The following is a 22,320-nucleotide window of genomic DNA, read 5'->3' as shown; positions in this document are numbered from 1 at the left end:
CCCTCAACGAAAGGCGAGGACGCGGCGGACCGCTTCCTCGACCTTCTGCGGCGAGGGCACCCAGGCGCGCTCAAGATTGCGGGCGAAGGGGATCGGGCTATGCGGCGCGGTGACCATCTGCGGCGGCGCCTTCAGGCTGGAGAAAGCCCGCTGGGCCACCATCGCGCAGATATCGGCGGCGAGGCTGCAACGCGGCGGAGTTTCGTCCACCACTACCAAACGCCCGGTCTGTTCGACGGATTCCAGGATCGCATCCTCGTCCAGCGGGCTGGTGGTGCGCAGGTCCAGCAGATCCATGCCGATGCCATCCGCCGCCAGCTTGTCCGCCGCTTTTTCCGAGAAGCTGACCATCCGGCCGCAAGCGATAACGGTGACGTCGCCGCCCTCCCGCACCACACGCGCTTCGCCGAAACGCTGGCGGTAATCGCCCTCGGGCACTTCGCCCTTCACGCCGTAAAGCGTCTTGTGTTCGAAATACATGACCGGGTCATCGCCGCGCAGGGCTTCGGTGAGCAGGCCCTTGGCGTCGGCCGGGGTGGTGGGTAGCACCACCTTGAGGCCGGGCATCGCGGTAAGCATGGCATAAACCGACTGGCTGTGCTGCGCCGCCGTCGACATGCCCGCGCCGTAGACCAGTCGCACCACGGCAGGGCACTTGGTCTTGCCGCCGAACATGTAGCGGAACTTGGCCATCTGGTTCCAGATCTGGTCGAGGCTGACGCCCACGAAGTCCGCGAACATCAATTCCGCCACCGGCCGCTTGCCCGCCAGCGCCGCGCCGGCTGCTGCGCCGATGATGGCGCTTTCAGAGATCGGCGTGTCGATCACGCGCTCCGGCCCGAATTTCTCCCACAGGCCGGGGCTGGTTCCCCAGATACCGCCGATCGCCTCGGGGCCGCCGGCGGTGCCGTTGCCGCCGACCACATCTTCGCCAAGCAGGATGATGTCGGAATCGCGTTCCATTTCCGCGTGCAATGTCGAGACGATCGCCTCGCGGATGTTCATGATGGCCATTTGCGGTCCCTCAGTAATATTCGACGTAGACGTCGTCGGCGACGGTGGCGGGATCGGGCAGTTCGTCGGCGCGGGCTTCCGCCACGGCTTCCTCGATCTGCGCGATGACTTCGGCGTCGACCTTGTCGAGATCATCGTCGGTCAGCAGCGCTGCACCGACCACCTTGGCACGGAACGCCTTGAGGCAATCGCGTTCGGCGCGAATACGGTCGATCTCGCCCTTGCCGCGATAGCGCTGGGGATCGCCTTCGAAGTGGCCGTAATAGCGTTCGGTATCGAGCTCGATCGCCGCCGGACCATTGCCCGCGCGCACATATTCGAGCAGTTCCGCAAAGGCGGTGTAGGTTTCGAAGAAGTCGCAGCCATTGGCGCGCCAGGCCTTCATGCCGAAACCTTCGGCGCGGCTGGCGATGTCCTTGTTGGTGCCCACGGCATAGGCATCGCCGGTGTGTTCGGAATAGTGGTTGTTCTCGAAGACGAAGATAGCCGGGACTTTTGTGACCACGGCGAGGTTCATCGCCTCGAACGTGGTGCCCTGATTGCAGGCGCCGTCGCCCGAGAAGGCGATGCCGACGCGGCCCTTGCCGTCGATGCGCGCGGCGATGGCCGCTCCCACCGCCTGCGGTGCGCCGCCGCCGACGATGCCGTTGGCCCCCAGCATGCCCACGTCGAGATCGGCAATGTGCATCGAGCCGCCCCGGCCCTTGCACAGCCCTCCGGCGCGGCCGAAGATCTCCTTCATCATGCCCTTCACGTCGCAGCCCTTGGCGATGCAGTGCCCGTGACCGCGGTGCGTGGAGACGATCATGTCCTCCACCGTAAGCTGGTCGCAGATGCCCACGGCAACCGCTTCCTGCCCCGCGTAAAGGTGGGTGAAGCCGGCAATCTCGCCGGTCTTGATCTCTTCGTGCAGTCGCTCCTCGAACTCACGGATGACTTTCATCCGGCGATAGGCGCCCAGCAGTTCGTCGCGGTTAAATTGCACGGTTAGCTCTCCCGTCCGTGTTCTTTTGCCCGTCTTCCCAAAACACTCTGCTCATCCTGAGACTGAGCGGGGAGAGGGGCTGTCCTGTTATAGATCGTCAGGCCCCTTTTCGCCGGGGCCGTAGATGTAGTCGTCCATCACCTTGTGGAAGTGGCGGATGCGCAGTTCCTGATCGCCGATCCACAGGCCGGGGAAGTAATCGGACTTCATGCCCGTCTGCACCGTGGGCAGGTTGAAGGCATCCTGGTCGAGGACCTGGCCGATAGTCTTGTCACCGTGCCTGAAGTGCTGATGGCGCACCCGTTCGGGCCATTCCTCGCCTTCGGGGACAAGGCCGAACATCCAGATGTCGTAGAGCATCTTGTTCGGATCGCTGGCATGAGGACGCTGCCGGAACAGCATCACGTCATCGGCGTGAACGTTGACCGACACGTTCGGGAAGATAGTGTAGTGGTAATCGTCGGTAAGCTGCTCATCGTTCAGTTCGGAATAGTCCTTGCCCTGCGAGGCGCCGTGTTCGCGCTTGAACAGCTGCACATCCCGGCGGATGTCGGAGACGCGGCCTTCGTATTCAGCCGGATCCATGCCGGCGTGGACCATGATTTCGTGGATCGCGGGCGGTATCTGGCTGGGCATGGCAACGCGAGGGCTGATTGCCGCGAACGGGATCAGGTAACGGCTGTGCTTGCCGTAGCAGTCGATCTGGACGTTGACGTCATCGAGATACCACTTGAGCTGCGGGTGGATGCCCTGGACGTGATAGGTCTCGTTGAAAGCGTCCACCGAGGTCTTCCAGTTGCAGTCCCACTCCACCGTGATGTCGCGCATCCAGGCCATTCGCTCGGGGTGGTAGGGTTCGAGATGGCGCTTGAGGGGATCGATGAACTCCTCGAACGGTTCGACATCCTGGTCGAGCGAGAACCATACGAAGCTGTTCCACTCGGTGCAGGGCAGCGCGGTCAACGCCATGTCCTTCGGCCCGCCCTGAAGGAACGTGCAAAGGTCCGGGATGTGGTCCAGCTTGCCGTCGAGGCCGTAGGTCCAGTGGTGGTACATGCACTGAAACTTCTCGGCATTGCCGCGCCCTTCGGGGCGCAGGCGGTTGCCGCGGTGCAGGCAGACATTCGGGAAGGCGCGGATCGAGCCATCGGCCTGGCGCACGATCAGCACGGACTCCTTGCCGATATCCGTGCAGATGTAGTCGCCCGGCTCGGGCATGTCATCGCTGCGGCCGCCCAGCAGCCACACCTTGGTCCAAACGCGCTCCCATTCCAGCTTCATGTAATCGGGCGAGTAGTAGCGCGCCGCCGGAATCATCTCGGTGCCAAGCTGCGGGTCGGGCGCCTTTTCGGTGGGGGTACCGTTGCCGACGCTTTCGGGATCGACGCGGTACGGATGGACGACGCGGCGCACGTCCATCGCGCCTGCGTCCCATCCCATGACATGATCGTTCATCAGAAGTGCGTCCGGTTGGTGAAGCCCCCGTCCACGACGAGATGCGAGCCGTTGCACCAGCTCGCGGCGTCGCTGGCGAGGAAGGCGATGGCCTTTGCCACTTCCTCGGGCCGGCCAAGGCGGCCCGACGGCTGCTGGCGCAGCTGCGAGGCGTAGAACTTTTCCATCGTACCCTTGATCATGTCCCAGTTGCCGCCCTCGAACTCGATCGGGCCGGGGGAGACGACGTTGACGCGGATGCCGTTCTTGCCGTGCCACAGCGCCAGTTGCTTGCCCCAGGTGATGAGGCTGGCCTTCATGGCGTTGTAGGGCTGCGGGCCGCCCATTGCCTCTCCGGTGGACGTGGTGCCGAGCAGAACGATCGAGCCTCGCTGCTGCTCGGTCATCTTCTCGATCACGCCTTCGACGGCGCGGACCACGGCCATCACGTCGGTTTCGAAGGCGTTGTACCAGTACTTTTCACTGCCCATGCCGCCGCCGGCCGAAGTGAAGGGCACGAGGATATCGACACCGTCGAGTTCCTCGATCGCCCAGTCGATCCACTCCTTGTAGGCCTCGGGCTGCTTGGCGTTGACCGGCTTTCCGACAACCTTGGTGCCGTACTTGGACAGCGACGCCACGGCGTCCTTGACGCTGTCCTCGCTGCGCGCAGTGAGCGCGATATCGCAGCCTTCACGTGCCAGGACTTCGGCCACGGAATAGCCGATGCCGCGCGCCGCGCCGACGAGGATCGCCTTCTTGCCAGCCAGTCCCAGATCCATATTGCTTCTTCCTTGTCCTAGCCGGCCATCTCCCGGATTCGCTCGGGCGGCCGCTTGTGTCTTGCCTTGCAATGTAGGCCGGTCGCCGCTCACGATGCAATAAAAAAGACAATCACGACTGCCTTTTTTTGATTCAAGGCAATCGGGTCATGCCGCTTGCAGCTCGGCGATCAGGCCTTCGCGCAGACGGAATTTTTGGATTTTCGAAGTCGACATCGGCCACTCTTCCACGAACCGGATATGGCGCGGTACCTTGAAGCCGGCGATGCGGCCCTTGCAGTGGTCGATCAGTTCCTGCTCGCTGGCGGCGGCGCCCTCCGCCAACTCGACGAAGGCAGCGGGGACTTCTGCGTAGCGGTCGTCCGGCAGACCAACGACCTGCGCCAGCTTCACCGCCGGATGGGTCTGCAGCATGGCCTCGATCTCTGCCGCCGCCACGTTCTCCCCGCCCACCTTTAGCATGTCCTTGGTGCGGCCGTGGAACATCACATTGCCGTTTGCGTCGATCGATCCGATGTCGCCGGAGAAGAACCAGCCGTCGCGGATCGCCTCTGCCGTCTTCTCAGGCGCGTTGTAATAGCCCTTGAGGACGTTGGGACCGCCAAGCACGATCTCGCCATGCTCACCCGGCCCGCAGTCCGCGCCGGTTTCGGGATCGACGATGCGGACCTGCCATTCCTCCAGCGGGACACCGCAGCGGCCGGTGCGCACTTCGTAGCTGTCGGAAAGACGGCTGGTGGAAACCGTGCCCGCGCCTTCGGTCAGTCCATAAGTTCCGACCTGGATGGTGTGCGGCATGGCCTCGGCCACCGCCAGCTTGATCCATTCAGGCTGGACGGCGAAGTTGGAGTTCATGATCCGCAGGCGCGAGAGATCGGTGTCCTTGAAGGTCGGGTGGGTGATGAGGTCCTGCATGATCGTGACGAAACTGGGATAGGCGATCGTTGCCCCTTCCCGGCCCAGCATTTCCAGCCCCACGCCCGCATCGAACCTGGGGATCGTCATGTAGACGCCGCCAATGTCGAGGATCATCGTCATCGGCAGGATGCCGGCGATGTGGAAGATCGGCAGCGGCGACCAGACCTTGTCCTCCTCGGTGCACTCGTACCGAACGCCCAGCCCGCGGCTGTTGGCGACTTGCGCGCGGTGGCTGATCATCGCGCCCTTGGGGTTGGCCGTGGTGCCCGAAGTATAGAGGATCATCGCCGTATCCTGCGGTGCAACCGCGTCGATCCGGGCGTCGATCTCGTCCTCGGCGATCTTCGCGCCCTTTGCCAGCGCGGCGTTCGCGGGAACGAGGTAAGGCGCGCAGCGCTCATCCAGGCAAACGATGCTGCGCAGGCGGGGAGCCTCGGGCAAGGAGAGTGCCCAGGGATCGCCCGACTGCGTTAGAGAGGGCATCGCCGCTTCAAGGCGCGCACTGAAATCGAGGCCATCGGCAACCTTGCCGGTGGTGATGATCGCCACCAGATCGGCATCGGCGACGACAAAACCCAGCTCGCTCGCCTGATAACGGGCGTTTACCGGGACCGCGACGGCGCCGGTCATGGTTATGCCGTAGAAGGCTGTGATGAAGTCCAGGCAAGTGGGCAGCAGCAGGCCGACATTGTCGCCCGGCTTCACCCCCATCGCCGCCAGCGCCCTCGCCCAGTCGCGTGCCTTGCGGTTGAGGTCGGCGTAGCCGAGCCGACGGTCGGGGAACACGATAGCATCGCGGTCCGCGAACCTCTGGCCGGAGGACCGAATCATTTCACCCATAGTCAGGATTGGCTGCCTGTCGCCCATCGCCTGCTCTCCCAATGTCCTGTGCTCTTTGCGGTCAGCCGCTGCTGCGGTTGCCGTGCGAAGTCTGTTTGAAAGGAGATTACCAAGCCGATTGAAAATTACAATCAGTCATGCATGTTTTAATTTCTGCGCCGGAGAGGACGCCGACGCGGTGCTATCCGCAGGAAAGGCCGGGCTTTACGCGGGCGGTGCGCTTGCACGCGGGAGCAGCTTGGGAGTAAGCGGGCGGGATGGCCCGGTGGATTGCAGTCACCGGCGACAGCAATTTCTCAGGCGAATCACATGGCCCTCTCGCGCACTACCAGCACCGCCAAGCCCCGCGCCGCCGCCAAGGCGCCGGCAAAGTCTGAAGGCGCGAAGGCCGCCGGCAGCACCCTGCAGGCGACCAAGGCCGCCCAAACGCGCAGCCGGCTGATCGACGCGACCGTGCGCTGCCTTGTGAAACACGGCTATGCCAACACCACGACCCCCCGTGTGGCGCAGGAAGCGGGCCTGTCGCGCGGGGCGATGATGCACCACTTCGAGAACGGCGCGGCGCTGATCAAGGCGACCATCGTCGAACTGCACGAAAAGCGCCTGCGGGCGTTCCGCCGCGCCGCCGAAAAGCCTGAGCATGATGTCGATACGCTGGTTGAAACCTACTGGGCGCAGGTGCAGAAACCGGCCTTCATCGCCTTTCACGAACTGGCCATGGCGGCGCGGACCGACAAGGACCTCGCGGGGATCATGCTGCCGTTGCAGGAAGAGTTTCGCGAGCGCTTCAATGCGCAGGCGGAAGTGCTCTTCCCCGAGTGGCGCATCGACCCGGTGGGCTTCGACCTTGCGATGAATTTGTCGGTGACGATCCTGGAAGGCATGGCGATCGCCGTGCAGACCGGGGCAATGGACCCGGTAAAAGTTCCGGCGATGCTTAAGCATCTGGAGAACCAGATTCGCGGTCTGATGATACACCTCGACGACTGACGGCAAACCAAGCCTTTAGCCGGGTGGCCATCCAACATCTAAAAACAATCTTGTTTGTCTTTTTGAATCGCCGGCGCTAGCGTGGCTTCGCGATAGAGGAAAAATCCGGCCGCAGCCGAACCCTTTGCCGTCGATTCGCCCCGATCATGCGATCGATCTAGCCGTCGATTTCAAGGACAAGCCATTTGAACGCGCCCAGAAATTTCACCGCCAAGACCTTCCGCCCCGAGGATGACGGCCCGGACCGTCCGGCGCGCGGGCTTGATGAGGAGGCACTGCGCGCGCAGACCTCGATCTACCGCGACGACATGCTGGCCGGGCAGACCGTACTGATTACCGGCGCTGGCAGCGGCATGGGCAAGGCGGCAGCGTTCCTCGCCGCGAAGCTGGGCGCACAGGTCGCCATCTGCGGGCGCGATGCCGAGAAGCTGCAAACCACCGTCGATCTGGTCAAGGATGCCTTCGGCAGAGACGTGCTGGCCGTGCCGACAAATATCCGCGACCCCGATGGCGTGGAAGCGCTGATCGGCGCCGTGCACGATCACTTCGGCGGCCTAGACACCGTGGTCAACAATGCCGGCGGCCAGTTCCCGCAGGACGCCATAGACTTCAGCCGCAAGGGCTGGATGGCGGTGATCGACACCAACCTCAACGGCACCTGGTGGATGATGCAGGAAGCCGCCAAGCGCTGGCGCGCCGATGGCAAGCCGGGCAACATCATCAACATTGTCGCTAATGTGGAACGGGGAATGCCGCAGGCCGCGCACACCTGCGCCGCGCGTGCGGGGGTGATCTACCTGTCCAAGACGCTGGCCACCGAGTGGTCGCAGTGGAACATCCGCGTCAACTGCATCGGTCCCGGCGTGATCGAGACCGAGGGCTTTCGCATGTACCCCGAAGAAGCGCTCGCCCGCTTCCACAAGGCCAACCCGATGCGGATGCGCGGCAATGCCTGGGACGTGGCGGAATCCATCGCCTATCTCGCCTCGCCCGCAGCGCGCTTCATCAACGGCGACCTTATCGTGATCGACGGCGGACAGGCGCAGTGGGGCGTGATCTGGCCCGCCGGAATGCCGGACTATTTCAGTGAGGACGGGGCCGCCTGAGGCCCGCCGCCCCCTAGCAATCAGAACGACAATAACAGGAGAGAATGATGGGCCGGGTTGAAGGCAAAGTCGCGCTGGTCACCGGCGGCGGCTCGGGACTGGGCGCGGCCGATTGTGAGGCGTTGGCCCGCGAAGGCGCGGTCGTCATTGTCACCGACGTGAAGCTGGAACCGGCGCTGGCCGTGGCCGACCGGATCGGCAACGGCGCCGTCGCGATGGCGCTCGACGTTGCCGACGAGGCGCAATGGATCGCCGTCATGCAGGAGATCGACGCACGTTTCGGACGGCTCGACGTGCTGGTCAACAATGCCGGCGTCGTCCTCAACGCCGATGTCGAGGAGACCAGTCTGGAACAGTTCCGCTGGGTCAGCGCGATCATGACCGACGGCGTTTTCCTGGGCTGCAAGCACGCGATCCCGCTGATGAACAAGGGTAGCGGCGGCTCCATCGTCAACATGAGTTCGACCGGCGCGCTGCTGGGCTATCCGATCTTCTTCGCCTATTCCGCTGCCAAGGGCGCGGTGCGGGCGATGACCAAGTCGGTCGCGGTGATGTGCCAGGAAAAGGGCTACAAGATCCGCTGCAATTCGGTGCATCCCGGCTCGATCGAGACGCCGATGGTACAAACCGCCGAAGGACGACCGGGACAGACGCGGGATATTCCCGAAGGCGTATTGCCGCCGGGAACGGCCGGCCATCCCAAGGACGTGGCGGCACTGGTGCTCTACCTCGCTTCCGACGAATCCCGCTTCGTCACCGGCGCCGAGATGGTGATCGACAACGGTGTGACGATCCGGCCGTTCTGACGCGCGCCTTCACAAAAGCAGGGGCTGACCCGCCTCCAGCCACAGCAGCCAGGCCTTGGCTTCCAGCCCGCCGGCAAAGCCGGTCAGGCTTCCGCTGGTGCCGATCACCCGGTGGCAGGGTGTGATGATCGAGATCGGGTTGCGGCCGTTTGCCGCGCCGACCGCACGGCTTGCGGTCGGGCGGCCGATGGCCAGGGCGATCTGGGCGTAGCTGCGGGTTTCGCCGAAGGGAATCTCCCGCAGCGCATGCCAGACGGTTTTCTGAAAATCGGTTCCGCGAAAATCAAGCGGCAGGTCGAACACCTTGCGGGTGCCTGCGAAATATTCGCGCAGCTGGGCTTCGGTATCGGCGAGGACCGGGTGGTCGCTGCCGTCTTCCAGGAGCCCCAGCGGCACGCGCCCGGGCCGGTCATCCTCCCAAAGCACCGCCACAAGGCCCGCATCGCTGCCCACCAGCGTCAGTTCGCCCACCGGCGAGGCCATTGGTTTGTGAACCAGCGGCAGTGTCGAAACGTGCATGCGAACGAAACCCGAAGAAGCGATTGGCGTGACACCGCCCCTCGTCCGCTTTGCCCGCGCATGTCAATGGCGGCGGCTCGCCTGCGCTAATTCGCCTTGCCGCCGACGCCTTTGAGGTAGGACTCCATGCCCATGATGTAATCGGGGTTCAGCATGAGGGCGCTGTTGGCCATCCGCTCGACATGACGCGCGGAGTCGCGGCCGACGTCCGCGCATAGTTCGATGGCGACCTTGGCCGCGCCCATCTGCTCGCCGTTCTGCTTTGCCAGATGACGGCAGAAATCCATGACCTCCGCCTCGAACGTCTCGTCCTCGAAGACCTGATGGACGAGGCCCATGGTCAGGGCCATGTCGGCGTTCGCGGGCTTGTTCGCCATGATGAGCCAGCGGGCCCAGTGCGGCCCGCAGATGCGCGTCAGGCGCGAAACTCCGCCCGAGGCGGGCAGCACGCCGAACAGACCCTCCGGGAAGGCATAGCCCGCGCTTTTCGCGGCAAGGCGGAAATCACATGAGAGGCTCATCTCCAGTCCGCCGCCAACGCACATCGCATGATGTGCGGCGACAATGGGCTTTTCGACATGCTCCATCTCGTCCCACAACTGCTGCATGTTGTTGAGGTTCAGCCGGTGGTTCTCGCGCACCTTGCTGGCGGAGTTGGCCGCGACGTTCGCCTCTGAGGCGATATTCCGGTTGCCGCCGCGCAGGTCCGCGCCGGAACTGAAATAGCGCCCCGCCGAACGGATCAGCATGACCTTGAGTTCGGGCGTTTCGCGCAGGCGCAGAACCGCCTGCGTCAACAGGTCCATCATCTCGCGGCTGATCGCGTTGAGCTTTTCGGGACGGTTGAGCGTGACGATGAGGATTCCGCCGGTTTCCTCTGTCAGCAGGTGCGGGGCTTCTTCGGTCATCGCCGTCTCCTCAACCACGGGTGCGCGGCAGGCCAAGGCCACGTTCGGCGACCATCGAGCGGTGCACTTCGCTGGTGCCGCCGTAAATCGTCGTGCCGGCCGCATGGCGATAGCACTGGTTGAGGAAACCCGCAGGCCCCGCGCGCCTGGACAGCGAGACCGGCGCGGTCAGGTCCAGCAGATCGCGGCTGTCGCTGAGGAATTTCTCGGAGGAATACATCTTCGCCATCGGCCCGAAGGCATGGTTCGGCTTCTTTTCCACGCTGGACCACTGCGCGCGGTAAGTCAGCATGTCGGAGATCCACAGGTGCGCCACGCTGCGCGCAAGGCGGCACTGGGTGCGGACCTCGCCCGCGATGCCCAGTTCGCCCGTCAGTTCCACAGCCGCCTCGATCATCGCCTTCATGACCTTGGAAAAGCCGCCGCCGTGCTCCAGTTCCAGCGCCGCGCTCATGGTCTTCACGCCGCCGTCGATCTCGCCCAGGCGCCAGCTGTCGGGGATCACCACACCGTCATAGAAGGTGATGTTGGTACGCTCGTCCTGGAAGGTGTGGACGGCCTGGACGGTGACGCCTTCGGTCTTGAGCGGCACGATGAACATCGTCAGGCCCTTGTGCTTGGGCACGTCGGGATTGGTGCGCGTCAGCATCAGGACATAGCTGGAAAGGTTGGCGCCGCTGGTCCACATCTTGGTGCCGTCGATGCGCCAGGAGCCGTCCTCCAACTGCGTCGCCTTGCACTGCGCGGCAAAGACGTCGGAGCCGCACGAAGGCTCGGAATAGCCCAGCGAACACAGCACGTCGCCGCCGGTGATCCGGGGCAGAACGTCGGCCTTGAGTTCGTCCGAGCCGTACTTGTCGATCATCATCGCCACCATCGCGGCGACATTGGCGCCGGGCGTGTTGTAGCCCTGCCGCTCCAGCTCGCCCATGGCCGCGATCCGCGCATAAGGGCTGATCCTGCGCCCGGCGAGATGCTCCGGCAGTCCCGGGAACAGCAGCTTGTGATCGGCCAGCATCTTGTGGACTTCGGGAACGTAGCCCTCCCAGGAATAGTGGAACTTCGCCTTCATCTCCGGCGTGACCTTGGTGGCGAAAAGTTCGGCCAGTTCCGCGCAGACCTGCCGTGCCTCGTCGCCCAGATCGAAGTCGAGCGGGACTTCGCCCGATGCCGGCAGCGCCGGTACTTCGCCCGCGTAGAGCCGGCGCCCCGCTTCCTCCAGCATGAGCGCGGGATCGCCCGCGACCAGCGGCAAGCCCTTGGCGCGCAGGTTGTAAAGGTGGATGTCATACTCGCTCGACAGGCCGAAGCCGCCGAACGTGTGCAGTCCCTGCGCCACCGCACGCGCGGCCGCGTCGCAGGCGTACCAGTAGGCGAGCGAGATCGCCGGGCCCGCCTCGGCGGAACCGTCATAGATGTCGCGGATGGCTTTCCAGGCGAGGAACTTGGCGCCGTCCACATCGCACAACAGGTCCGCAAGCGGGTGGGAGATACCCTGGAACGTACCGATGAGCTGGCCGAACGCCTTGCGTTCACCGGCATATTCGGCCGCCATCTTCAGCGCCTGCCGCCCGATGCCCGAAAGGCTGACGGCGATGTAGAGCTTCCACTCCTCGACGGCGGCGGCGAAAGTCGCCAGCGCTTCCTCTCCCGAGCCGAGCACCGCCGTCTCGCCCGAAGCAAGGTCGATTTCGGCGATGGGGGTGGTGGCAAGGTTGGCCTCGGCGCTGCCCGATACCGTTACCAGCACAACCTCGGCGCCGCGCCGGGCGACCACGGCCTGCGCGACCGCGCCGCCCGCGATCCACTGCACCGGTTTTGCGGCGATATCGTGCATGGCGATGGTAACCACCGCCTGGCCGCCCATCGCCTGGTCCAGCAATGCGTCCTGCCCGCCGAGCTGGCCCAGCAGGCGCGCCGCAACGAGCGCCTCGGCAAGCGGGCCGGAAACAAGCGTGCGCCCGGCCTCCTCCATCAGCAGCGCCGCATCGAACAGGCCCAGATCCATGCCGCCCGCATCCTCCGGCACCCGCATCGCAAAGGCGCCAAGGTCGGCAAGGCCGCTCCACACGCCTGCATCGAAGCCCGCCGTTTCCTGCGCCTTGCGCACGCGCACCGTGCTGGAATGCTCGTCCAGAAAGCGCGCGAAAGTGTCGCGCAGCATTTCCTGCTCGTCGGTAAGGTCGAAGTTCATGGCAGACTTTCCCAAGGCTTAACGCTGTCGGCGCGGCACGCTCCGGCGCGCTTCGTCATGGTCATGAACACAGCTTGGAGGGGCGTTCAATCTGCCGCCCATGGCAATCGCGGGCACGATGCGCCGATCGCTTCGGCGCGGTGAAAACATGGCCAGGTGATCGCACACGCGATTGCTGACATCGCGGCGGCAAGGTCGCCTCGCCATAGCGGAAATAACGGAGCAACCCGGAGCAGCGCCAACTGCTCCGGGTTTACTTCACTATGCTCAATATGACTACTGGATCAGGCGCTGGGCGGGATCTCATCCAGCCAGCGGTCAAGTTCCTTGTGGAAATGCCGCAGCCGCGCTTCCTGTTCGCCCCACAAAGGCCCGCGAAAACCGCGCGACCTTGCGCCTGCCTGCACGATCGGCAACAGGTCTGAATCCTGGTCCAGCACTTCGCCCATGCCGGGCGGTTCGCCAAGGCCGGTGTGGACTGCCTCGGGCCGGGTCGCGCCGGTCACGTCGACGTCGGCGCCCAGCCCCATCCATCCAGGCGCGCCGTAGCCGGGCACATCGACGTGGCGGTAGAGGATCGTCGTCTCGTAGGTGAACTGCTCGGGATCGCTGGCGTGGGGCTTGAAGCGGTGCAGGAACACCGCTTCCGGGTGGCAACCCAACTGCATGTTCGGAAAGATGCCGAAGATCGTACTGTCGGTCAGCTGCGCATCGGAGAAGTGCGAATAATCGATCCCCATGTGCGCGGCGCGTTCGCGCTTGGCGTGGGCTACAGCGGCGCGGCTGTCCATTGCGGTGCCAGCGAAGCTGTCCGGGTCGATGCCCGCGTCGGCCAGCAGCATGGCGATACCCGGGTTGATCGCCTCCTGATCCGGGAAGTGCGAATTGGGCTGGGCCATCGGCACGAACTGGCGCGAGAGCCCGCCGGGGAACAGGTCGATATGAGTGCGATCGTCGATGACGCCCATCGTCTGCGGGTGGATGGCGTGCAGGTGGTAGCTTTCATAAAAAGCGTCGATCCCGCCCTTCCAGTTCGCCGCCCAGTCCGAGCGGCGGTGCTGAACCACGTGCATCCGGTCCATGCGGTACGTCTCCAGCATCGGCAGGATCGGTCCAAGGAACTCGGCCAGCGGCGGTGCGTCCCTGTCCATGTTGATGAACACGAGGCCCACCGCCTCCTCGGCGCGGACCGAGGTGAGGTTGATGTCGTGGCACAACACTTCGGGGCGGAAAGTCTCGGGGTCGGTCACCTTCTGGTTGTGCCCGTCAAGGCCGAAGCGCCACGAGTGAAACGGGCAGGTGAAGCTGTCCTGGCTGCCCATCTCGCCAGTGACTAGGCGGCTGCCGCGATGCGGGCACACATTGTAATGCGCCGCGACCGAGCCATTCTCCAGCCGCACGACGATGAAGCTTTCGGGGCCGATATCGAACTTCACCCAGTCCCCCGCCTCGACCAAGTCGCTGGAAGGGGCCGCCAGCAGCCATGTGCGGGCGAACACCTCTTCCCATTCGCGCGCGAAGAATTCGGGCGAGGTGTAGCGGCTGGGATCGAGCCGCTCCGCCCCGTTGTCGATAGCAGCGGCGGGCTTGTCGAAGGGATGTTCGGAGCCTTTGTGAACGGCCCAGCTACGCGGATCGTAGTTCATGCGCTCCTCTCCATCCGGCGGTCGAGTTCGGCGTGGAAATGGCGCAGGCGGCCTTCCTGTTCGCTCCACAGCGGTCCCCGGAAGCCGCGTGACCGCGCGCCGGCCTGCACGATCGGCAGCAGATCGGAATCCTGATCCAGCACTTCGCCAAGGCCCGGCGGTTCGCCAAGGCCGGTGTGGACGATCTCGGGCCGGGTGCCCCCGCTCATGTCGGTCTCATCGCCCAGCCCCATCCAGGCAGGCGCGCTGTAACCGGGCGCGTCGACGTGGCGATAGAGGATGCAGGTATCATAGGTGAACTGGTTCGGGTCGCTGGCGTGCGGCATGAACCGGTGGAGGAAGATCGCCTCCGGATGGCAGCCGATCTGGCCGTTGGGAAACAGCGAATAGACCACCGAGTCGCTCAGCTGGCTGTCGCTGAACTTCTCGTACCCCAGCCCCAGTTCGTCGGAGCGGCGGCGCTTGGCCTTCTGCACGTCGGAACGGGTCTGCGCGGCGGAGCCTTCGTAACTGGCCGGGTCGATCCCGGCATCGCGCAGCATCGACTGGATGCCGGGATTGACCGTCTCCTGATCCGGGAAGCGCGCGGCGGGCTGGGCGAAGGGCACGAACTGGCGCGAGAGGCCGCCGGGCCACAGGTCGATCTGGGTGCGGTCGTCCATCAGACACTGGGTCTGCGGGTGGACGGCGTGGAGGTGGTAGATCTCGGCAAAGGCATCCACCCCGCCCTTCCAGTTCGCGCCCCAGTCCGACCGGCGGTGCTGGACGACGTACATCTTGTCGATCTCGTAAAGCTCCAATTGCGGCAGGATCGGCGCCAGCCACTGCTTCACCGGCTCGATTTCGGCGTCCATCGAAATGAACACCAGCCCCACCGCCACCTCGCAGCGTACCGAGGTGAGATTGCGGTCATGGCACAGCACTTCGGGGCGGAACGTCTCCGGGTCGGTAACGGCGACGTTGTGACCTTCCAGGTCGAACTTCCACGAATGGAACGGGCAGGTGAAACGGTCGAGCGATCCGAAGTCCGTCGTCACCAGCCGGCTGCCGCGGTGCGGACAGACGTTGTAGTGCGCATGGATCGCGTCGTCCGCGCCGCGCACGATGATGAAGCTTTCCGGGCCGATGTCGAACGTGAAGAAGTCGCCTTCCTCTGGAATGTCGGAGGCCGGGCCAGCCAGCAGCCAGCTCCTCGCGAAGACCTTCTCCCACTCCTCGCGCATGAAGGCGCGGTCATGATAGCGGCGCGGATCGGAGCGGCCGGTGCCGTTGTCTATCGCCGGGCGCACGCGCTCGTTGAAGGGGTGGGGCGTGCCGACGTGGATGTTCCAGTCGTCGAAATCGAGCTTCATCATGGTCATCCCTCTCCTCTGGGACACCGCCTCGCCGGGGGGCGAAGGCGATCCTCCTGGCGGTCAGCTCTCTTCGGCCGAATCGCACCGGGGTGGACATTCATTAGAAAACAGTCATGATTGTTTTTCAAGCATGATCGCGACCTCGTGCGACGATAAGACACGGGAACGCGGCGCAACGGGAGAATGCCGACGATGAGCCGGATCTACGGAAAGATATTTCAGGTCGCCTATGTCGTGCCCGATCTGGACGAGGCGGTGTCGCACTGGACACAGGCGATGGGGGTGGGGCCGTTCTACGATTTCCCACTGCCCCTGCCGTTCGAGGAACTGGCGGTGGACGAACGGCCCGCGCCGCTGGACGAGCCGATCTTCGGCGGCGTGTCGATCAGCTACAGCGGCGATACCATGATCGAACTGATCCAGCCCGGGACCGCGCCTTCCACCTACCGCGACTTTCTGGAAAGCGGGAAAAACGGCGTGCATCACTACGGCACCTGGATTGAGGACTACGACGCCACGCTGGCGCGCGCGCGGGCGGACGGCGTGCCGGTGCTGCTGGAGGGGCGCCTACCGCTATCGCGATTCGCCTATCTCGACACGGCACGCGATGGCCTCAGCCCGCTGGTCGAGGTGATCAAGCCGCTGCCGCCGATGGTGGAACTGTTCGACATGATCCGCAGCGCCGCAGCGCAGTGGGACGGAAGCGATCCGCGCCGAACTATCTGACGGCGGGCGCCAGCCTGCTCCACATTGCGCTGCCGCACCTTGCCGGGCAGCGGCCTTTTAGCGCCGCCTCACGCAGTACAGGCAAAGCGTGTCAGTCCAGCCCGTCGATATGCCGGCGCAGGCCTGATTGCCACGGCGCAATGCGGGCGCTGCGGGTCGCCTCGCCCATCGTCGGGATGAACCGGGTGAGCGCGCCGCCCATTGTCATCGCATCTTCCAGCGAGGCATGAAGGCCCACGCCGACCCCTGCCAGCATCGCTGCGCCCAGCGCGGTCGTCTCCGTATCGGCGGGGCGTTCCACCGGCAGGGCCAGGATATCGGCAAGGTCCTGCGCCATCCAGTTGTTGGCGCTCATCCCGCCGTCAATGCGCAGCATCTTCCAGTCGGCCCCGTCCGCCGCGAAGGCGGCCTGCAGATCGTGGCACTGGTGGGCCAGCGATTCCATGGCCGCGCGCACGATATGGGCGCGGCTGGTGCCCTGCGTCAGGCCGGTGACCACGCCGGTGGCATCGGGCTTCCAGTGCGGCGCGCCCAGACCCGCCAACGCGGGCAGGAACAGGACGCCGCCATTGTCCGGCACGGCGCGGGCCAGTTCCTCGCTTTCGGCCGCCGTGCGGATGACGCCAAGTTCATCGCGCAGCCACTTGATGAGGCTGCCCGCCACGAAGATCGAGCCTTCCAATGCATAAGTGCGCTTGCCGTCCTGCTGGCACAGCACCGTCCCAAGCAGGCGGTGCGAGGAGCGCGGGAGCACAGGTCCCATGTTGGTCAGGATGAAGGCGCCGGTGCCGAAGGTCGCCTTGGTTTCGCCGATGGCGAGGCAGTGCTGGCCGATCGTCGCCGACTGCTGATCCCCCGCCAGCCCGCTGATCGGAATTGCCGCGCCCAGCAGCGCGGCATCGCAGGTGCCGACGGTCCCGGCGGTATCGACCACCTTGGGCAGCGCTGCACGGGGCACGCCGAAAAGGGCGAGCAGATCGTCGTCCCAGTCCGGCCCGTCCAGCGCCAGAAGCTGTGTGCGGCTGGCATTGCTGGCGTCGGAGACATGCAGCCCGCCGGTCAGCTTCCATACCAGCCAGCTTTCGACCGTGCCCAGCGCCAGCCGGTCCCCCAGCGCGCGTGCTTCCGGTACGTTGTCCAGAATCCAGCGCATCTTGGTGCCGGAAAAGTAAGGGTCGATGACCAGCCCGGTGCGGGCCTGCAGCATGTCCTCATGCCCGGCCTCACGAAGCCGGGCGCATTGCGCGGCGGTGCGCCGGTCCTGCCACACTATGGCGCGGGTGATCGGCTCGCCCGTACTGCGGTCCCAGGCGACCACGGTTTCGCGCTGGTTGGTGATGCCCAGCGCGGCGATGCGATCCGCGCCGCCCAGCTTGGCGATTACCTCCTGCGCGCAGGCCAGCGTTTTGTCCCAGATTTCCGAAGCGTCATGCTCGACGTGGCCCGGCTCTGGATAATACTGCGTCAGTTCCGCCTGCGCGACATGCAGGATCTTTCCGTCCGGCGCATAGACGATGGCGCGCGTGGAGGTGGTCCCTTCGTCGAGGACCAGGATATGTTCGCCCTTCACCGCTTCTCACCCATGTACTGTTCTAGTTTTTCGACTTGCCCGCTATCGAGCCTCAATCCCAGCTTGGTCCGCCGCCACAGCACGTCCTGCGCGCAAGTGGCCCATTCGCGCGTCATCAGATAGTCCACTTCTGCAGCGGTCAGGCCGTGGCCGAAATGCGTGCCCAGCATGGCCATGTCGCTGGCCCCGCCCAGCCAGGTGCGGGCAAGGGTGCCATAGGCGCGGGCGATGCGGTCCACCGTCGCGGCGTCAAGGAAGGAATGGCTGCGGGCCAGACCGGCCTTCAGGTCCTCGATCCCCTGCATGGGAAAATCGCCGCCGGGCAGCGGCGCAGTCGCCGTCCAGTCCCTGCCGGTCAGCGAGGGCACCAGGCCGGCCAGCTTCTCCACCGCATCCTTGGCAAGGTGGCGGTAGGTCGTGATCTTGCCGCCGAACACCGAGAGCAGCGGCGCCGCGCCCTGCAGGTCCAGGTCCAGGTCGAAGCTGTAACCGCGCGTCGCCGCTTCGGGCTTGCCCGAACCGTCGTCGATCAGGGGCCGCACGCCGGAATAGCTCCACACGACATCGGCGGGGGCGATGGCCTTGGCGAAGTAGGCATTGGCCGCCTCGCACAAATAGGCGATCTCCTCCGCGCTGGCCTTCACTTCGCTAAGGGGGCCTTCGTGGTCGCGGTCGGTCGTGCCGATCAGGGTGAAGTCATCCTGATAGGGGATCGCGAAGAAGATGCGCCCATCGGGTATCTGGAAGAAATAGGCATAGGCGTGATCGAACAGGCGCGGCACCACGATGTGCGAGCCGCGCACCAGACGCATCCGCCGCTCGGTCTTCTCACCGGCGCGGCCCAGCATGTCGAGGACCGAAGGGCCCGCGGCATTGACCACCGCCTTGGCGCGAAACCGGCTGGCCCCGCTGCGGATCTGCCACTCCGCGCCCCGGCGCTCCAGCCCGTCGACGGGAGTGCGGGTAAGGATGGTCGCGCCCCGGTCCGCCGCATCGCGGGCGTTAAGCACGACAAGGCGGGCATCGTCGACCCAGCCGTCGGAATAGACGAAGGCCGGGCCGAATCCGGCCTTCAGCGGCTTGCCGGCCGGGTGCCGGTGCAGATTGATGGACTCGGTCGCCGGCAGCGCGCGGCGGCCGCCGATATGGTCGTAAAGGAACAGGCCAAGGCGCAGCAGCCAGCGCGGGCGCAACCCCTTCACATGCGGCAGCACGAAGCGCATCGGCCGGATGATGTGCGGGGCAATGGACCATAGCCGCTCCCGCTCCGACAACGCCTCGCGAACCAGCGCGAACTCGTAATGTTCAAGGTAGCGCAGGCCGCCGTGGATCAGCTTGGTAGAGGCGGAGGAGGTGCCGCCGGCCAGGTCGCCCTGCTCCAGCAGCAGCACTTTGGCGCCGCGCCCGGCAGCGTCGCGGGCAATGCCGCAGCCGTTCACGCCGCCGCCGATGATCGCGATATCGTAGAGGGTTTCGGTCATAATTCTCTCAAAGGATCAGCATGCTGAACGCGCAGGCCACCACCAGGGATGCCAGCGTCGCGGCAACCACCGGCATCGCCGCGCGCCAGCCCATCTGCATTACGAGGTCGAGGCGCGATCGCATCGCCGTTGCCGTGACCGCCAGCAGCAAGAGCGCCTTGGACAGGGTCAGCGTGCCATGGACCACCACCTGCGGCACCGTGACCAGCGAATTGACCACCACCACCGCCAGGAACAGGGTGATGAACCAGGGCATCGCCAGCTTCCTGATCCAGTGCCGCCCGGCCGCGTCCTCGTCAGCCACCATGACCGAGACGATCGCCACCACCGGCGCCAGCAGCGCCACGCGCGATAGCTTGACGATGGTGGCATAGCTGCCGGCGACGTCGGAATAGGCATATCCGCCGCCGATCGCCTGGGCCACATCATGGATCGAGGCGCCGATCAGGAAGCCTGCCTGCCGGTCGTCAAGGTGGAGCAGCCCCGCCAGCGGCGGATAGAACGACATAGCCAGCGCCGAGGCGAGCGAGATCACCACCAGCGTCAGCGCGAACTGCGCCTGGCTGACCCGCTTTGGCCCCAGCACGCCGAACAGCGCCAGCGCCGCAGAAGCACCGCAGATCGCGGTCGCTCCGCCGGCCAGCAGGCCGATCGCGGTGGAGGCACCGTTCAGCCGCGCCACCAGCAGCGCCGTACCCATCGCGGCGGCCATCACCGTCAGCAGTGCCAGGAATGGCACGGGGCCAAGATCGCCGATCTGGGCGATGGTAACCTGCGTGCCCAGCACCACGATGCCCCAGCGCAGGCACGCCTTGGATACGAAATCGAGGCCGGGATGGGTGCGTACTTCGCTGGTGACGAAGTTAAGCGACAGGCCGATCAGCAGGCCCATCAGGATGATAGGCGCGCCGTAATGTTCCGAAAGCCAGGCGGCGGCAATGCTCGCGATCCCGCAGATGGCGAGGCCGGGCCACAGCAGCTTCCATTCCTCCAGCCGCCTTCGCGGCGCGGAAACGGCGCCCTGCTCTACCAGGAACATCTCGCCATAAAGGTCGCCGGCGTGATCTGTGCTCACCTGTGCTCGTCTCCCGACTGCATCCTTCGCGATGAAGATGCTTGCTGTCTGTCCTGCGGTGTCATATCGACCTGTATGGCCATGCGCACGGCGGAGCAAGAGCTTTGCGCGCGGATGGCAATGAATTGTCGCCGACGAAGCGGCAGGCTATGGGAGAGCTGAATGACGTTGCACGAACCGCAGGGCGCCGCGCCCCCGCCCGCCCCATCGCTTGCAGAAGGCTCGGCCGATCCCGCCGCCATTCGCGCGCAGAACGTGTTGATCGGGCTGATCTTCCTGGCAACCGCCCTGAACTACGTCGACCGGCAGGTTCTGGCGCTGCTAAAACCCATGCTGGAGGCCGAATTCAACTGGACCGACCAGCAGTTCGCCCACCTCGGCTCGATCTTCCAGCTTGCCGCCGCCGCTTCGCTGCTCGGCGTGGGCTGGTTCGTCGACCGGTTCGGCGTGCGCTTCGCCTATGGCTTTGCTGTGGCGGTGTGGAGCCTGGCCGGCATGGCCCATGCGCTGGCCGCCAGCGTGCAGCAATTCGTGATCGCCCGCGCGGTCCTGGCCACGGCGGAATCGGTCAATACCCCCGCCGCGATGAAGACCGCCGCGATCTACCTGCCGATCCAGCGCCGCTCCATCGGCATCGGCATCATCAACACCGCGCCCAATATCGGCGCCATCATCACCCCCCTGCTGATCCCGCCGTTCGCCATCGCCTTCGGCTGGAAAGCGGCGTTCCTGGTGACCGGCGCGCTGGGCCTGCTGTGGCTGGCCGCATGGCATTTCAACACCGCGAAGCTGAAACCCATCGCCGGGCAGACCGCCACCACGCGCGGCAAGGTGGAGTGGGGGGTGATCCTTTCCGACCGCCGCACCTGGACCGTGATCGGCGCCAAGGCATTCACCGATCTGGTTTGGTGGTTCGTGCTGTTCTGGACTCCTGACTTCTTCTCGCGCCAGTTCAACCTCAGCCAGGGCGCGCTGGGATGGCCCATCGCGATCATCTTCACCCTCGCCGCTCTGGGCGCGGTCAGCAGCGGCGCGCTTTACCCCGCCCTCCTGCTGCGCGGCCTTTCGGTGAATGCCGCGCGCAAAAGCGCGATGCTGGCCTTCGCGCTGATCGTGCTGGTCATGCCGCTGGCGCTCATCGCCTCGAACCCGTGGATCGCCGCGATCTGCATCGGCATGGGCCTGTTCGCGCACCAGGGTTTCTCGACCAATATCTTCGGCATGGCGACCGAGATCATCCCGTCGCGCAGGATCGCCACGGTTATCGCGCTGGGCGCCATCGGCGGCAACCTGACGGGGACCGGGATCATCGAATTCGCCGGCTGGTCGCTGGATTCGGGGCTGGGGTATGTGCCGCTGTTCGTGGTGTGCGGGTCGGCCTATCTGGTGGCGCTGGCATTCATCCACCTGATGCAGCCCAAGCTGGCAACGGCGGTCGACTGATCCAGTCCGTCATTGCGAGTACAGAAAAGCAACCCAGGGCGACGTAAATCGCTCTGGGTTGCTTCGCTATGTCCGCAATGACGAGCGTGTTCGGGGGCGGATTATACCGCCCTGCCCCATAAATCCGGCAGGCACGCTCTCGCACCCGCCGGCGAACGCGGGATAACGCCAGGGAAATTCAGCGGACGGGTATGGCCGACGCTGGGGCCGCCAGCATCAGGCGACATGCTTGTCGAGCTTGCCTGTGAATCGCGAACGGCCGGAGAGGGGCAAACCTCAAGGTACTCACCGACTCGGCCCTGTGGTGCGCGGGGATGGCGGGTCGGGCTCGCTCCCCTGCCGCCGGTCCCGGGGGCATACCCCCGTTTTCATCCACGCATCCGATTGCGGCTTGTCCGGTCCACCACCGGGCGCCGACCATGTGCGGAAAAGCATGAAGTGTCAGCTACACACTCCCCGCCCCGCCGCTATGTCGACCGAAATCGACGACGAGGGGTATAACCCATTTGGTTATTAAAGTCAATGGCG

18 protein-coding genes are annotated in these 22,320 nt (G+C 65.1%); 5 read left to right on the top strand and 13 right to left on the bottom strand.

All coding sequences use genetic code 11. The annotated features are described in order from the left end of the window. Positions 1 to 3 precede the first annotated feature (3 nt). The 5 genes from V474_RS07630 to V474_RS07610 all read right to left on the bottom strand — a co-directional run bounded on the left by V474_RS07630 (position 4) and on the right by V474_RS07610 (position 5,964). Positions 4 to 1,014 carry an alpha-ketoacid dehydrogenase subunit beta gene (locus V474_RS07630; RefSeq protein ID WP_059150939.1) on the bottom strand — a complete coding sequence of 337 codons (1,011 nt, stop codon included), beginning with the start codon at positions 1,012 to 1,014 and terminating at the stop codon, positions 4 to 6. A 10-nt stretch (positions 1,015 to 1,024) separates the two neighbouring features. Beyond that, a complete protein-coding gene (locus tag V474_RS07625) occupies positions 1,025 to 1,999 on the bottom strand; it encodes a thiamine pyrophosphate-dependent dehydrogenase E1 component subunit alpha (protein WP_059150938.1) in 975 nt (324 codons plus the stop codon). 87 nt (positions 2,000 to 2,086) lie between these two features. Continuing rightward, entirely contained in the window at positions 2,087 to 3,454 is a 1,368-nt protein-coding gene (locus tag V474_RS07620) for an aromatic ring-hydroxylating oxygenase subunit alpha (RefSeq protein WP_236710903.1), read from the bottom strand. Beyond that, positions 3,454 to 4,215, bottom strand: coding sequence for an SDR family NAD(P)-dependent oxidoreductase (locus tag V474_RS07615; protein ID WP_059150937.1), 762 nt, complete (start codon positions 4,213 to 4,215; stop codon positions 3,454 to 3,456). The genes V474_RS07620 and V474_RS07615 overlap by 1 nt, the downstream gene beginning before the upstream one ends. A 147-nt stretch (positions 4,216 to 4,362) precedes the next feature. Then, positions 4,363 to 5,964, bottom strand: a complete 1,602-nt coding sequence (locus V474_RS07610; RefSeq protein ID WP_236710886.1) for a class I adenylate-forming enzyme family protein — start codon at positions 5,962 to 5,964, stop codon at positions 4,363 to 4,365. 318 nt (positions 5,965 to 6,282) lie between these two features. Between V474_RS07610 and V474_RS07605 the strand changes: the two genes are divergently transcribed. The 3 genes from V474_RS07605 to V474_RS07595 all read left to right on the top strand — a co-directional run bounded on the left by V474_RS07605 (position 6,283) and on the right by V474_RS07595 (position 8,875). Beyond that, on the top strand, positions 6,283 to 6,963 hold the full coding sequence (locus tag V474_RS07605; protein WP_059150935.1) for a TetR/AcrR family transcriptional regulator: 681 nt from the start codon (positions 6,283 to 6,285) through the stop codon (positions 6,961 to 6,963). A gap of 185 nt (positions 6,964 to 7,148) precedes the next feature. Continuing rightward, positions 7,149 to 8,069: an SDR family oxidoreductase gene (locus tag V474_RS07600; RefSeq protein WP_059150934.1), complete on the top strand. Its 921-nt coding sequence runs from the start codon at positions 7,149 to 7,151 to the stop codon at positions 8,067 to 8,069. A gap of 47 nt (positions 8,070 to 8,116) precedes the next feature. Next, on the top strand, positions 8,117 to 8,875 hold the full coding sequence (locus tag V474_RS07595) for an SDR family oxidoreductase (protein WP_059150933.1): 759 nt from the start codon (positions 8,117 to 8,119) through the stop codon (positions 8,873 to 8,875). Positions 8,876 to 8,884: 9 nt separating this feature from the next. Here the strand turns inward: V474_RS07595 and V474_RS07590 are convergent, their stop codons facing one another. The 5 genes from V474_RS07590 to V474_RS07570 form a co-directional block, all read right to left on the bottom strand. Continuing rightward, positions 8,885 to 9,394 carry a methylated-DNA--[protein]-cysteine S-methyltransferase gene (locus V474_RS07590; RefSeq protein WP_059150932.1) on the bottom strand — a complete coding sequence of 170 codons (510 nt, stop codon included), beginning with the start codon at positions 9,392 to 9,394 and terminating at the stop codon, positions 8,885 to 8,887. A gap of 86 nt (positions 9,395 to 9,480) precedes the next feature. Beyond that, positions 9,481 to 10,302 (bottom strand): enoyl-CoA hydratase/isomerase family protein, encoded by an 822-nt coding sequence (locus tag V474_RS07585; protein ID WP_059150931.1) that lies wholly within the window; start codon positions 10,300 to 10,302, stop codon positions 9,481 to 9,483. A 10-nt stretch (positions 10,303 to 10,312) separates the two neighbouring features. Then, positions 10,313 to 12,496: an acyl-CoA dehydrogenase gene (locus tag V474_RS07580; protein WP_059150930.1), complete on the bottom strand. Its 2,184-nt coding sequence runs from the start codon at positions 12,494 to 12,496 to the stop codon at positions 10,313 to 10,315. Positions 12,497 to 12,780: 284 nt separating this feature from the next. Further along, complete coding sequence (locus V474_RS07575) at positions 12,781 to 14,142, bottom strand: aromatic ring-hydroxylating oxygenase subunit alpha (RefSeq protein WP_059150929.1); 1,362 nt, start codon at positions 14,140 to 14,142, stop codon at positions 12,781 to 12,783. Further along, entirely contained in the window at positions 14,139 to 15,494 is a 1,356-nt protein-coding gene (locus V474_RS07570) for an aromatic ring-hydroxylating oxygenase subunit alpha (protein ID WP_059151443.1), read from the bottom strand. The genes V474_RS07575 and V474_RS07570 overlap by 4 nt, the downstream gene beginning before the upstream one ends. Positions 15,495 to 15,689: 195 nt before the next feature. Here V474_RS07570 and V474_RS07565 point away from each other — a divergent pair, with 195 nt between their 5' ends. Further along, on the top strand, positions 15,690 to 16,223 hold the full coding sequence (locus V474_RS07565) for a VOC family protein (protein WP_059150928.1): 534 nt from the start codon (positions 15,690 to 15,692) through the stop codon (positions 16,221 to 16,223). Between the two features lie 91 nt (positions 16,224 to 16,314). On the opposite strand, the gene V474_RS07560 is transcribed toward V474_RS07565, so the two are convergent. The 3 genes from V474_RS07560 to V474_RS07550 are packed head-to-tail and all read right to left on the bottom strand — an operon-like array spanning position 16,315 to position 20,349. Next, positions 16,315 to 17,793, bottom strand: a complete 1,479-nt coding sequence (locus tag V474_RS07560) for a glycerol kinase (protein WP_059150927.1) — start codon at positions 17,791 to 17,793, stop codon at positions 16,315 to 16,317. Then, positions 17,790 to 19,274 carry a glycerol-3-phosphate dehydrogenase gene (locus tag V474_RS07555; RefSeq protein ID WP_059150926.1) on the bottom strand — a complete coding sequence of 495 codons (1,485 nt, stop codon included), beginning with the start codon at positions 19,272 to 19,274 and terminating at the stop codon, positions 17,790 to 17,792. Before V474_RS07555 ends, V474_RS07560 begins: the two co-directional genes overlap by 4 nt. Positions 19,275 to 19,281: 7 nt before the next feature. Continuing rightward, on the bottom strand, positions 19,282 to 20,349 hold the full coding sequence (locus V474_RS07550; protein ID WP_059150925.1) for a YeiH family protein: 1,068 nt from the start codon (positions 20,347 to 20,349) through the stop codon (positions 19,282 to 19,284). Positions 20,350 to 20,511: 162 nt separating this feature from the next. Between V474_RS07550 and V474_RS07545 the strand changes: the two genes are divergently transcribed. Next, on the top strand, positions 20,512 to 21,792 hold the full coding sequence (locus V474_RS07545; RefSeq protein WP_082699658.1) for an MFS transporter: 1,281 nt from the start codon (positions 20,512 to 20,514) through the stop codon (positions 21,790 to 21,792). Positions 21,793 to 22,320: the final 528 nt, after the last annotated feature.

The sequence above is a fragment of the Novosphingobium barchaimii LL02 genome, assembly GCF_001046635.1.
GTDB classification, from domain to species: domain Bacteria; phylum Pseudomonadota; class Alphaproteobacteria; order Sphingomonadales; family Sphingomonadaceae; genus Novosphingobium; species Novosphingobium barchaimii.
Note: the sequence above shows the minus strand (reverse complement) of the source record. Positions and strands in the feature narration are given on the sequence as shown.

What these genes read in the sequence shown, in the direction of transcription:
- V474_RS07610 (WP_236710886.1), bottom strand. Translation starts at nt 5,964, where the DNA reads ATGATTCGGTCCTCCGGCCAGAGGTTCGCGGACCGCGATGCTATCGTG.
- V474_RS07620 (WP_236710903.1), bottom strand. Translation starts at nt 3,454, where the DNA reads ATGAACGATCATGTCATGGGATGGGACGCAGGCGCGATGGACGTGCGC.
- V474_RS07565 (WP_059150928.1), top strand. Translation starts at nt 15,690, where the DNA reads ATGAGCCGGATCTACGGAAAGATATTTCAGGTCGCCTATGTCGTGCCC.
- V474_RS07605 (WP_059150935.1), top strand. Translation starts at nt 6,283, where the DNA reads ATGGCCCTCTCGCGCACTACCAGCACCGCCAAGCCCCGCGCCGCCGCC.
- V474_RS07590 (WP_059150932.1), bottom strand. Translation starts at nt 9,394, where the DNA reads ATGCACGTTTCGACACTGCCGCTGGTTCACAAACCAATGGCCTCGCCG.
- V474_RS07545 (WP_082699658.1), top strand. Translation starts at nt 20,512, where the DNA reads ATGACGTTGCACGAACCGCAGGGCGCCGCGCCCCCGCCCGCCCCATCG.
- V474_RS07630 (WP_059150939.1), bottom strand. Translation starts at nt 1,014, where the DNA reads ATGGCCATCATGAACATCCGCGAGGCGATCGTCTCGACATTGCACGCG.
- V474_RS07595 (WP_059150933.1), top strand. Translation starts at nt 8,117, where the DNA reads ATGGGCCGGGTTGAAGGCAAAGTCGCGCTGGTCACCGGCGGCGGCTCG.
- V474_RS07555 (WP_059150926.1), bottom strand. Translation starts at nt 19,274, where the DNA reads ATGACCGAAACCCTCTACGATATCGCGATCATCGGCGGCGGCGTGAAC.
- V474_RS07575 (WP_059150929.1), bottom strand. Translation starts at nt 14,142, where the DNA reads ATGAACTACGATCCGCGTAGCTGGGCCGTTCACAAAGGCTCCGAACAT.
- V474_RS07585 (WP_059150931.1), bottom strand. Translation starts at nt 10,302, where the DNA reads ATGACCGAAGAAGCCCCGCACCTGCTGACAGAGGAAACCGGCGGAATC.
- V474_RS07615 (WP_059150937.1), bottom strand. Translation starts at nt 4,215, where the DNA reads ATGGATCTGGGACTGGCTGGCAAGAAGGCGATCCTCGTCGGCGCGGCG.
- V474_RS07570 (WP_059151443.1), bottom strand. Translation starts at nt 15,494, where the DNA reads ATGAAGCTCGATTTCGACGACTGGAACATCCACGTCGGCACGCCCCAC.
- V474_RS07580 (WP_059150930.1), bottom strand. Translation starts at nt 12,496, where the DNA reads ATGAACTTCGACCTTACCGACGAGCAGGAAATGCTGCGCGACACTTTC.